This window comes from Streptomyces hygroscopicus subsp. hygroscopicus (genome assembly GCF_001553455.1).
Lineage (GTDB): Bacteria > Actinomycetota > Actinomycetes > Streptomycetales > Streptomycetaceae > Streptomyces > Streptomyces hygroscopicus.
Window position 1 is genome coordinate 1 of sequence record NZ_BBOX01000070.1, and the last position, 11,643, is coordinate 11,643.

General features: G+C 72.5%; 11 protein-coding genes. 6 read left to right on the plus strand and 5 right to left on the minus strand.

The genetic code is table 11. The features are described 5' to 3' along the window. Positions 1–325 precede the first annotated feature (325 nt). The 5 genes from AXW62_RS08465 to AXW62_RS08485 all read right to left on the minus strand — a co-directional run bounded on the left by AXW62_RS08465 (position 326) and on the right by AXW62_RS08485 (position 5,178). Positions 326–1,354, minus strand: a complete 1,029-nt coding sequence (locus AXW62_RS08465; RefSeq protein WP_060943957.1) for a methyltransferase — start codon at positions 1,352–1,354, stop codon at positions 326–328. 386 nt (positions 1,355–1,740) lie between these two features. Beyond that, entirely contained in the window at positions 1,741–2,340 is a 600-nt protein-coding gene (locus AXW62_RS45570; protein WP_244503126.1) for a sigma factor, read from the minus strand. A gap of 63 nt (positions 2,341–2,403) precedes the next feature. Further along, positions 2,404–3,354 carry a bifunctional helix-turn-helix transcriptional regulator/GNAT family N-acetyltransferase gene (locus AXW62_RS08475; protein WP_244503127.1) on the minus strand — a complete coding sequence of 317 codons (951 nt, stop codon included), beginning with the start codon at positions 3,352–3,354 and terminating at the stop codon, positions 2,404–2,406. Positions 3,355–3,622: 268 nt separating this feature from the next. After that, on the minus strand, positions 3,623–4,045 hold the full coding sequence (locus tag AXW62_RS08480; RefSeq protein ID WP_060943958.1) for a hypothetical protein: 423 nt from the start codon (positions 4,043–4,045) through the stop codon (positions 3,623–3,625). A gap of 83 nt (positions 4,046–4,128) precedes the next feature. Further along, a complete protein-coding gene (locus AXW62_RS08485; RefSeq protein ID WP_060943959.1) occupies positions 4,129–5,178 on the minus strand; it encodes a LacI family DNA-binding transcriptional regulator in 1,050 nt (349 codons plus the stop codon). 230 nt (positions 5,179–5,408) lie between these two features. Here AXW62_RS08485 and AXW62_RS08490 point away from each other — a divergent pair, with 230 nt between their 5' ends. The 6 genes from AXW62_RS08490 (at position 5,409) to AXW62_RS08515 (ending at position 11,478) form a co-directional block, all read left to right on the plus strand. Beyond that, a complete protein-coding gene (locus AXW62_RS08490) occupies positions 5,409–6,566 on the plus strand; it encodes a Gfo/Idh/MocA family protein (RefSeq protein ID WP_060943960.1) in 1,158 nt (385 codons plus the stop codon). 6 nt (positions 6,567–6,572) lie between these two features. Beyond that, a complete protein-coding gene (locus AXW62_RS08495; RefSeq protein WP_060943961.1) occupies positions 6,573–7,529 on the plus strand; it encodes a DUF6807 domain-containing protein in 957 nt (318 codons plus the stop codon). Between the two features lie 5 nt (positions 7,530–7,534). Beyond that, complete coding sequence (locus AXW62_RS08500; protein ID WP_060943965.1) at positions 7,535–8,284, plus strand: cupin domain-containing protein; 750 nt, start codon at positions 7,535–7,537, stop codon at positions 8,282–8,284. Between the two features lie 61 nt (positions 8,285–8,345). Further along, positions 8,346–9,635 (plus strand): ABC transporter substrate-binding protein, encoded by a 1,290-nt coding sequence (locus AXW62_RS08505; RefSeq protein ID WP_060943962.1) that lies wholly within the window; start codon positions 8,346–8,348, stop codon positions 9,633–9,635. Further along, complete coding sequence (locus AXW62_RS08510) at positions 9,632–10,594, plus strand: carbohydrate ABC transporter permease (protein WP_060943963.1); 963 nt, start codon at positions 9,632–9,634, stop codon at positions 10,592–10,594. The genes AXW62_RS08505 and AXW62_RS08510 overlap by 4 nt, the downstream gene beginning before the upstream one ends. Continuing rightward, positions 10,591–11,478 (plus strand): carbohydrate ABC transporter permease, encoded by an 888-nt coding sequence (locus AXW62_RS08515; protein WP_174556366.1) that lies wholly within the window; start codon positions 10,591–10,593, stop codon positions 11,476–11,478. The genes AXW62_RS08510 and AXW62_RS08515 overlap by 4 nt, the downstream gene beginning before the upstream one ends. Positions 11,479–11,643 lie beyond the last annotated feature (165 nt).

An 11,643-nucleotide genomic window follows, 5' to 3' on the forward strand; every position in this document is an offset into this window, starting at 1 on the left:
CCGTGCCGATCACGCCTGCGGCGTGTCTTGTCGGGTGGCCCGGCCGTCGTGTCCCCTTCGGCCGTGACCCACCCCGGGCCCGCGAGCCGCCGGTGTTCCCGGGTGGCGGTCGGGTCATGCCCCAGGGCAGGGCCGTGGTCGCTGCACCCGCGGACGGCGTCCGGGAGACGCCTCGCCCTGGTGGCTGAGAGGCATGCGAGCGCCCGGGGCCCCCTCCTCAGCCGCCCCGGGCGGCGCGGGGGAACGCGCGATCCCTGCCGTGGCCGCGGGCCACTCGTAGCAGCCTGCGGGCTCGGCGCGATATCGCGGCCTCAGGCCGCCTCGCTCAATCCGCCGTCAGGCGCCACAGGGACGTCACCTCCGCCGCGCGGGCCGCGTGGAGGGGGTCGGTGGGGTCGAAGGCGCGGGGGTGGGTGGGGCGGGCGTCCAGTCGGTCCACCACCGTCAGGCCCGCCGTGTCGAAGGCGGCCAGGAGTTCGGCGTGTGGCCGCAGCCCGAGGTGTTCGGCGAGGTCGGAGAGGATCAGCCAGCCCTCGCCGCCGGGGGTCAGATGCCCGGCCAGGCCGTTCAGGAAACCGCGCAGCATACGGCTCGACGGGTCGTAGACCGCGTATTCGAGCGGTGAGGAGGGCCGGGCGGGGACCCAGGGCGGATTGCAGACCACCAGCGGGGCGCGGCCCGGCGGGAAGAGGTCGGCCTCGACCACCTCGACCCGCGCGGACAGGCCCAGCCGGGCCATGTTCTCGCGGGCGCACCCCAGCGCCCGTGCGTCCTGGTCGGTGGCCACCACCCGCTCGATGCCGCGCCGCGCGAGGACGGCGGCCAGGACGCCGGTTCCGGTGCCGATGTCGAAGGCCAGCTCCTGCGTGGGCAGTGGGGCCTCGGCCACCAGATCGACGTACTCGCCGCGCACCGGCGAGAAGACCCCGTAGTGCGGATGGACGCGGTCCCCGCCCAGCGCCCGCACCTTGACGCCCTTCTCCCGCCACTCGTGCGCCCCGATCAGCCCGAGCAATTCACGGAGCGAGACCACCGAGGGGCCCCGCGCCGGGCCGTATGCCTCGGCGCACGCCTGTCGCACGTCCGGCGCCCGACGCAGCGGAACGCCGAAGTCCGCGTCCAGCGGCACCAGCAGCATCCCCAGCAGCCGGGCACGCCGGGACTGCGCCTGGCGGTGCCGGTGGAACGCCTCGGCCGGTGACGCCGCCGGTGCCCGCCGCTCCTTCGCCCGGCGCGGGCCCCGGTCGATCCGGCGCGCCAGCGCCGTCAGCAGCTGGCGGGCGCCCTGGTAGTCGCCGCGCCACAGCAGCGCGGTGCCCTCGCAGACGAGGCGGTGGGCGGTGTCGGCGGGCATCCGGTCGTCCGCGATCGCGACCCGCCGGGGCGGCGGCGCCCCGCTCTCGGAGCGCCACTGGGCGGTCCGGGTCCGGCCGTCCTCGGTCCACTCGATGACCTGCTGGGTACTCAGGGGTACGCCCTTTGCTCTTGTGCCGTTCCGACGCGCCGCGCGGGTGCGTCGTTCGTACGTCGTCCGTGGTCCGTACGTGGTCCGTACGTCGCCCGCCCGTTGCCGTGTGCCGTACGGGCCCGTCGTGCCGTACGCGCCGTGTATGTCCGCTGATCCTTCCCGTATCGGCCCGCCCGCGCGAGCGGTTTTCCGGACGGGGTGACGCCACGTCATGGGTAACCCCGGCAGGGCGCCCGCCGGAGCGGACGCCCTGTGTCGGCTTGACGGCCGGCTCAGGATGCGCCGACCGCCGTCACCTCGCCCTTTTCATCGGTGACGGCAACGTCCAGGAGTGCGCTCCTGTTCGTTCCGAGGTAGGCCAGGCTCTCGGAGTCGAAGACCCAATAGCCGCTCGTGGTCTTCGAAGGGTTCCTGCGGTTGGTGTACGTGAGGCCGATACCGGTCCGGCCCGCGCCGTCCTTGACGTTCTTCACGACGCGCACGTCCGGCAGCTTGGCCACGGCGCGGTAGAGCGCGGCACTGAGCTCGGGCAGCAGGGTGGCCTGGTCGAAGGCGGCTCCGACGTTCTCGAAGACCGTCGGCGGGAGTTTGGCGAGCGCGGCCTGGTGTCTTCGCGCCGCCCGCGCGGTGTTGCGCGTGACGTTCGTCGCGATCCCCAGCAGCCACGGGCGCAGGCTGCCGTCACCCGGGAGCAGCCGCTCGCGCAGCCGCCACGCCTCCAGGAAGGTCAGCGACACGATGTCGTCGGCCGTGACCCAGTTGCCGGTCAACCGGACGGAGTGCCGGTAGATCACCGAGGCGTTCTCGTCGAAGAGCTGCCCGAAGGCATCCGGGTCTCCGGCGCGCACGCGGGCGCGCAGTGAAGTCTCCACACTCCTCCCTGTCCGCCGCGCGCACCGCGCTGCCGGTGATCCGCGTCACATCGGGTCGCGCCCTCAGCTCCGCGCGGCGTCCCGGAGCGCGAGCCGCCAGTCCTGGCCGACCAGGGGCGACCCGTAGCCGCGGTGAGGCTTCTCGGCGATCAGCTCGAATCCGGCCCGCTCATAGATCCGGCGGGCGGAGGTCAGGACGTCATTGGTCCACAGCACCAGTTCGCGGTACCCGGCCGCGCGGGCGAAGTCCACACACGTGCCCACCAGCAGCTCGCCGATGCGCCGCCCCCGCGCCTCCGGGTCGACGAGCAGCAGCCGCAGCCGGGCGGTGTCGGGGCGCTCGTCCCGGACGCACAGCACCGACCCCACCGGGCGGCCGTCGAGTTCCGCGATCCACGCCCGCTCGCGGGCCGGGTCGTGGCCCGCGCCGAACTCTCCGACGATCCGGGCCACCAGGGCCTCGAACTCGGCGTTCCACCCGAACTCCCGGGCGTACACGGCGCCGTGGCGCTGCACGATCCAGCCCAGGTCCCCCGGCTCCGGCCCGCGCAGCCGCACCTCGGGCTCCGCCGGCCCGGTGAACACGCTGCGCGCGGTCGCCAGCGCCTCCCGCAGCCGCCTCAGCTCGTTCCTGGGGACCTTGGCCAGCAGTCCGGTCACCGCCTCCCGCGAGCGCCGGTCCAGGTCCTCCGCCGCCGCCCGGCCCTCCGCGGTGAGCAGCACCTCCTGGTAGCGGGCGTCGCGGCGGTGGCGCTCGCGCGTCACCAGCCCGCTCTCCTCGAACCGGCTCAGCGTGCGGCTCAGATGCGCGGCGGTGACCCCCAGGCGCTCCCGGAGCGCCGAGACATGGGTGCGCTCGCGCTGGGCCAGCTCGTAGAGGATGCGGGCCTCGCTCAGCGTGTAGGGGGTGTTGAGCTGCCCGGGGTAGTCGAGGACGCCGATCAGCCGGGTGTACATCCGGCTGAAGTCGCGGACCTCGTCCACAGCCAGGTCAAGATCGTCGCGCGGTCCCATCCGGCATCCCTTCCGTATCCCCGCCGTCATTGCTTGACCTCATAGTTGCGTCACATCAAGTATTTGGGAAGAGGGGGCAGCGGGGAGGCATCCGTGTCCGCATCCGTATCCGTATCCGTGGCCCGGTCAGCCCTTCGGGCCCGGCCTCCGCCTCCGGAGTGGTTCCTCCCTCACGCACCCGCCGATCACCGGGGCGATGGCACGCGGTCGGGGACCAGCGGCCGGGGGCCAACGGTCGCGGACCAACGGTCGGGGCCAACGGCCCGGCTCATGGCCCGGGTGCGGGTTCGTCGCCGATGGCGTGCCGCCACCGTTGGACGATCGCCTCCCGCTTGGCCTCGAATTCCTCGTCCTGGAAGGCTGACGAGGTCATCGGAGCGGGAAGGCGGAACGACCGGCCGTCGACCCGGTGCACGTACAGCCATATGTCGTACCGCACCTCGCTGCCCCCGCTCTTCCGCCGTGCCGTGATGTCCGCGACGTCCGTCCAGGCGCACCCCCGTCGGCGACACGGCCGCCAGGCCCGTATCCCCCGCTCGTCCGTGATCGTGCGGCCGAACGCGCAGTTGAGCAGGTAGGGCACGAACCACACCGCGACGAGGCCCAGTTGGGCGAAGCCGAGCGGGCCGATCCCGGCGAGGAGCAGCAGGAGGCCGATCGCCGCCCACGACGTGAACACGGCGGACAGCACCAACCACAGCCTGCGCTGCGCGGGACGGTATTCGACCCGCCCGCTCCACTCGTCCCGCGGCTCCGCTACCCCCGGCCTCCGTCCTAGGCCCGTGGCGGTGCCGTGGAGGCGCGGGCCATCAGTTCGGCGCGGACCATCGCCACCCCGCCCGGCGGCTGCGGTTCGCGGCCCAGGGCCAGCCGGCCGGCCCGTGCGCCCGCCTCGTGCAGGGGCAGCCGCATCGTGGTGAGGGCGGGAACCGCATCCGCGCTGAACGGGAGGTCGTCGAAGCCCGCGACCGAGACGTCCTCGGGGATCCGCAGGCCCTGGTCGCGCAGGGCCGCGCAGACGCCGAGCGCGATGGTGTCGTTGGCGGCCACGACGGCCGTCAACGTCCGTTCGCGGCGCAGCAGTTCGAGGGTCGCGTCGTAGCCGGAGGCGCGGTCGTACAGACCGTGCACGGTCAGCCGCTCCGCGTCCTGGTCCGCTCCGGCCGCGGTGAGCGCCGCCCGGTGGCCCTCCAGGCGGTGGCGGGTCGTGGTGCGCTCGGCGGGGCCCGCCACATAGCCGATCCGGCGGTGGCCGAGGGTCAGCAGGTGTTCGGTGAGCCGGCGGGCGCCGCCGCGGTTGTCGAAGGCGAGGGTGGTGGCGTCCTCGATCGGCGGGCGGCCGCACAGCACCACCCGGGTGCCCGACGCGGCCAGCCGGGACGCCTTGGCGGCCACGGCGGCGGCGTGGTCGGGGTGCTCGACCGCGCCGCCGGTGAGCACGACGGCGGCCGCGCGCTGCCGTTGCAGCAGGGTGAGGTAGTTCAGCTCGCGCTCGGGCGATCCACCGGTGTTGCAGATGACCGCGAGCTTCTCGGCGCCCCGGCCCGGTTCGCCGACGGTTGCGCCCATCTCGGCCTGCACGGCGCCGGCGATGATGCCGAAGAAGGGGTCGGCGATGTCGTTGACCAGCACCCCGACCAGATCGGAGGTGGCGGCGGCGAGAGCGCTTGCCGGGCCGTTCACCACGTACTCCAGCTCGTCGACGGCGCGCAGCACCCGGGCCCGGGTCGACTCCGCCACCGGGTAGTTGCCGCTCAGGACGCGCGACACGGTGGCCGCCGAGACCCGAGCCCGCGCCGCCACATCGGCCAGGGTCACTGCCATGTTTCCTCCGTTGGGTGGTCACTTTCCGGTACGCCGTGCGCGCTGGTCGGGCGCCTCCATGCTCTCACCCCACGAGCGGCCCATGAGCGGCCCCACGGGCGGCCCACGAGCAGCCGGCGAGCGGCCCATGGGCGGCGCGATTCTGCCCGCCGGGGTCTTGTCCTGTCATCCGGACCATGCCTAGGGTCCTCCTCAGCAAGCGCTTTCCCCCGCGCGAGGAGCCTTAGCCCATGGCCGCAGCAGCCACCGCCCGTATCCGTGCCGCAGTGGTCGGCACGGGAGGAATCGTCAGCGGCAGCCATCTGCCCGCACTGCGCGATCACGCCGACCGTGTGGACCTCGTCGCCGCCGTCGACGTGGCCGCGGACCGGCTCGACGCCTTCCGCGCCGCGGCGGCCGAGGGCGGCACCTTCGCCGTCACCGGCTATACCGATGTGGCGGCCATGCTGGAGGCCGAGCGCCCCGACCTGGTGCTCATCGGCACTCCGCCCTCCCTGCACCGGGAGCAGACGGTGGCCGCGCTGCGCTCCGGCGCCTGGGTGCTGTGCGAGAAGCCGCTGTGCCTCACGCTGGCCGAGTACGACGCGATAGCCGGGGCCGAGGAGGAGGCGGGCGGTCCGTACGCCTCGGTGGTCTTCCAGCACCGCTACGGCTCGGGCGCCGTCCACGCCCGCGAACTGCTGGCCGAGGGCGCACTGGGACGGCCGCTGGTGGCCCACTGCCAGACCACCTGGCACCGCGACGCCGCCTATTACGCGGTGCCGTGGCGCGGCCGCTGGGAGACCGAGGGCGGCGGCCCCTCCATGGGCCACGGCATCCACCAGATGGATCTGCTGCTCCACCTCCTCGGCGACTGGACCGAGGTCCGCGGCATGGCCGGCCGGCTGGTCCACGCGGTGGAGAGCGAGGACGTCTCCACCGCGCTGGTGCGGTTCGCGAGCGGCGCCATGGCCACCGTCGTCAACAGCGTGCTCTCGCCCGACGAGGTCAGCCGGATCAGGATCGACTGCGCGGACGCCACCGTGGAGCTGACCCACCTCTACGGCCACCGCAACGACGACTGGGTCTACACCCCCGCCCCGCACGTCCGCGACGAGCCCGCCCGGCAGCGGCGCTGGCGCACCCCGGCCGCCGATCTGCCCAGTTCGCACGGGGCCCAGCTGTCCGGGCTGCTGGACGCGATGCGCGACGGCGTACGGCCCCCGGGCAGCGGCCCGGACGCCCGCCGCACCCTGGAGTTCATCGCCGCGCTCTACAAGGCGGCCTTCACCGGGCGGCCCGTGTACGCGGGCGAGATCACGCCCGGGGACCCGTACTACGACGCCATGCACGGCAACCACCCCCAGTGGGCGCCGGGGGCGGCGCACGCCACCACGAAGGAGAGCTGAGGCCGCATGACCCAGATCATCACCGTCACCCACACCCACGGGAGCAGGATCTCGGTCGCCTCCGGCGGCGTCGAGCTGATGGCCTACGTCTACCGGCCCGACCCGGACGCCTTCGAGGCCCGTAAGCCCTACGCCCACCCGCTGCGCACCCTGGCCGGGAACCCGGTCTCCGGCTACCGGCCGAACGACCACCGCTGGCACAAGGGCCTCCAGATGACCTCGAGCCACCTGTCCGGCCAGAACTTCTGGGGCGGCAACTCCTACCTCGGCCCCGAGCGGGGCTACCAGCGGGTCGAGGAGCGGGTCGGCTCCATGCGCCACGACGGCTTCGAGGAGTTCACGGTCACCGACGACCGGCTGCGCTTCGTGGAGACCCTCACCTGGGTCGAGAACGGCGGCCAGGAGTGGGCGCGGGAGCTGCGCACCATCGAACTCCACTCGGTGGAGCCGGAGGAGGGCACCTGGGCCCTGGACTGGTCCATCCACCTCACCAACATCCGCGGTGAGGCCCTGCGCTTCGGCTCCCCGACCACCGCGGGCCGGGAGATGGCCGGGTACACCGGGCTCAACTGGCGCGGCCCGCGCGACTTCACCGGCGGCGATGTCATCGGCCCGGACGGGCGCGGCGGCGACGGCGAGAAGGGCGCCTCGGACCTGATGGGCACCCCGGCCGCCGACGCCCCCTGGATCGCCTTCACCGGTGAGCACGACGGCGTGGACGGGCACTCCACCCTGCTGTTCGCCCATGCCCCGGAGAACCTGGACAGCGCGACCGCCATCCACGCCTCCCACTGGTTCGTGCGCTCCGAACCCATCCCCTCGGTCGCCCCCTCCTGGGCGTTCTTCGAGGAGTTCGAGCTGGCGCCGGGGGAGTCCTTCGGCTACCGCTACCGGGTGGTGGTCGCCGACGGCGCCTGGGACCGGGCGCACGCGGAGAACTACCTCAAGAACCACGGGTGGTGAGCACGATGACCGCGATGTCCGCCCCACTGCCGGGCGGTGTGGGCCTCTCCCACATCAGCGCGTACGAGTGGGAGGCCGCCGACGGGGTGTGCGGCGGCAGCCCCCATCTCCACCTCGCCTGCACCGAGGCGTACGTGGTCACCGCCGGACGTGGCGCCGTGCAGACCCTGACCCTCGCGGACGGCTTCGCCGAGACGCCCCTGGAGCCGGGCTCGGTGGTGTGGTTCACCCCCGGCACCATCCACCGCATGGTGCAGGGCGGCGGCCTGAAGGTGACCGTGCTGATGCAGAACAGCGGGCTGCCGGAGGCCGGGGACGCCGTCTTCACCTTCCCGCCCGAGGTGCTGGCCGACCCCGGGCGGTACGCGGCGGCCGCCGCGCTGCCCGCCAAGGAGGGGCCGGAGGCCGACGCCGCCGCCCGGCGCCGCCGGGACCTCGCGGTCGAGGGCTATCTGACGCTGCGGGCCGCCGCCGAGAAGGGCGACGACGCTCCGTTGCGCGCCTTCCATGAGGCGGCGGCGCGCATCGTGGCGCCCAAGGTGGAGGAGTGGGAGCCGCGCTGGCGGGACGGGGCGCTCGCCGCCGCGCGGCGCACCGGCGAGCAGCTCACCGCGCTCGCCGCGGGCGACCCCGCGCACCTCGCCCAGGCGCGGGTCACCGCGACCGGCCCCAGCCGCCGGGGCGGCTACGGCATGTGCGGCCGCCGGGACGAGTACGAACTGCCCGGTGTCACGCTCCCCTACTACGGCGAATAGCCGCCGTGGACACCACCACGCACGCTCAACGAAATGATCATGGAGGGAGGTCGGCTCCGGTATGCGCGGAAACGGGACAAGGACGTCCCTGGCCCTGGCACTCGTGCTCACGCTCGGAGGGACCCTCACGGGCTGCGGCGGCGATGGCGGCGGCGGCTCGGGCGGCAAGGTCAGCCTGCGGTTCACCTGGTGGGGAAACCCCGACCGGGCCGCCCGCACCGATAAGGCCGTCGAGCTCTTCGAGCAGCGCCACCCCGACATCGACATCGCGACGTCCTTCGCGGGCTTCGACACCTACAAGGCGAAGCTGGCCACCCAGGCGGCGGGCGGTGACGCCCCCGATGTGATGCAGCTGGACTACCGGCAGATCAACCAGTACGCGACCTCCGGCATCCTGCTGGACCTCGGCGAACACCCCCAGCTGCGCACCTCGGAGATCGACAAGGGGCTGCTGGCCACCGGGGTGGTGGACGGCAAGCAGTACGCGCTGCCGGTGGCCCGCGGCACCGAGACGGTGGTGTACGACGCCGCGCTGTGGCGCAAGGCGGGTGTCCCCGAACCCACTCTGACCTGGACCTGGGACGACTGGGCCGACGCCATGCGCAGGCTCTCGGCGTCCAAGGCGACGCGGGGGCGGGTGGGCTCCACCGACCTGGGCCAGAGCGAGGACGTGTTCGAGATCTGGCTGCGGAGCCGGGGCAAGGCCCTCTACACGAAGGACGAGAAGCTGGGCTTCACCGCCGACGACCTGACCCGCTACTGGGAGTGGTGCACCAAGCTCCGCAAGGAGGGCGCGGTCGTGCCGGCCGAGCAGACCACCCAGATGGACGGCACGGTGGAGAACACCCCGCTGGGCCGGCTCAAGTCCGTCTCCGACTTCAACTGGGACGCCCCCTCCAGCGGCTTCGCGCCCATCGTCGGGGAGGGGCTGAAGCTCGCGCCGATGCCGGTCGGCGAGGACGGCACCCCCGGGCAGTACTTCAAACCGTCGATGTTCTTCGGTGCCTCGGCCAAGACCGCACATCCCAAGCAGGCGGCCCAGTTCATCGACTTCCTGCTCAACGACAAGGAGGCGGGCGCCATCCTCGGCGCCACCCGCGGCATCCCGGCCAACGACGCCATGCGGCAGGACGTACTGCCCAAGCTGGAGGGCTTCGACCAGGTCGTCTCCACCTACCAGAAGCAGTTCGAGGGGAAGCTCAAGGACCCGCCGCCCGCGCCGCCCAAGGGGGACGCCTCCCTGCAGTCCACCTTCTCGCGCGACTACGACCAGGTGTCCTACGAGCGCATGTCGCCGCGTGAGGCGGCGGAGAACTACATCACCGAGGCGAAGGCGGAGCTGAGGCGATGACCGCGACCGCGACCCGCCCCCCGGACGCCGCGCCCCCCGCCACGGGTGGCAAGCGGGCTCGCAAGCGCGAGCGGCAGGGCGCCGCCTGGGTGTTCCTGTCCCCCTGGGTGATCGGCGCCACCGTGCTGACGCTGCTGCCCATGGCCGTGTCCCTGTACCTGTCGTTCACCGACTACAACATGTTCGACGCGCCCCGGTGGATCGGCTTCCGCAACTACACCCAGATGTTCACCGAAGACCCGCGCTACTGGCGGTCGGTCACCACCACCCTGACGTACGTGGTGATCGCGGTGCCGCTGCAGCTCGCGCTGGCGCTCGCCGTGGCCATCGCGCTGAAGTCGGTCAAGCGCGGCAAGGGCTTCTACCGCTCCGCCTTCTACGCCCCCTCGCTGCTGGGCGCGTCGATGTCCATCGCCCTCGTCTGGCGGGCGATCTTCAACGACGGCGGCTCGGTCGACAACCTGCTCTCCGGCATGGGCATCGACATCGGCGGCTGGATCAACAAACCCGGCTGGGCCATCCTCTCGGTCGCGCTGCTGACCATCTGGCAGTTCGGCGCCCCCATGGTGATCTTCCTGGCCGGGCTGCAGCAGATACCCGCCGAGCTGTACGAGGCGGCGGCGGTCGACGGGGCCTCCTGGTGGCGGCAGTTCCGCTCGATCACCATCCCGATGCTCTCCCCGGTGCTCTTCTTCAACCTGGTGCTCCAGATGATCCAGGCGTTCCAGGTCTTCACCCCCGCCTTCGCGGTCAGCGCGGGCAAGGGCGGGCCCGCGGACTCCACGCTCGTCTACACCCTCTACCTCTACGACCGCGGCTTCACCGCCTCCCACATGGGCTACGCCTCCGCCATGGCGTGGGTGCTCCTGCTGGCCATCGGGCTCGTCACCGCGGTGCTCTTCCGGACCTCCCGGGCCTGGGTCTTCTACGCCAACGACACCAACGAGGGGGGCCGATGACCACCGCCCCGTCCACCACCCCGATCACCGCCCCGGGCGCGGCGCGCAAGCGCCCCGCGCCCGCCCGGATCACCCTGCACATCTGCCTGATCGCCGTGCTACTGGTGATGCTCTATCCGCTGGCCTGGCTGGTGGCGACCTCGTTCAAACCCGCCGACGAGGTCATCGCCAGTCTCAGGCTGCTGCCCAGCCACTTCGCATGGGGCAACTACTCCACCGCCCTGGACGGGGTGAACGAGGTCGGCGTCGGGCGGCTGCTGTGGAACTCGCTGCTCATCGCGTGCGGTGCGGTGCTCGGCAACGTCATCAGCTGCTCGCTGGCCGCGTACGCCTTCGCGCGGCTGCGGTTCCGGATGCGCGGCCCGCTCTTCGCGTTCATGATCGCGACGATCATGCTGCCGCACCACGCCATCCTCATTCCGCAGTACATCATCTTCAACCAGCTCGGCATGGTGAACACCTACTGGCCGATGATCCTGCCGAAGTTCCTGGCCACCGACGCCTTCTTCGTCTTCCTCATCGTGCAGTTCATGCGCGGACTGCCGCGGGAGCTGGAGGAGGCGGCCCGGATCGACGGCTGCGGGCCGTTCCGCTCCTTCTTCAGCGTCATCCTGCCGCTGACCCGCCCGGCGCTGATCACCACCGCGATCTTCACCTTCATCTGGACCTGGAACGACTTCTTCACCCAGCTCATCTATCTCTTCGAGCCGGAGAAGTTCACCCTGACCCTGGCGCTGCGGTCGTTCGTGGACGCCTCCAGCCAGTCGGCGTTCGGGCCGATGTTCGCGATGTCGGTGTTCGCGCTGCTGCCCATCGTGCTCTTCTTCCTCGCCTTCCAGCGGTTCCTGGTCGAGGGCATGGCCGGCTCCGGACTGAAGGGGTGACCATGGCCACGGCCACCAAACGCGAACCCGGCGAACTCTTCGGCCCCCGGTTCGCGCTCTTCGCCGATGTCCTGGCGGTGGGCCTGGCCACGGCCGCCGCCTCGCTGCCGCTGCTCACCGCCCCGGCCGCCATGTCCACCGCCTGCGCCGTCCTCGACCGGCGGG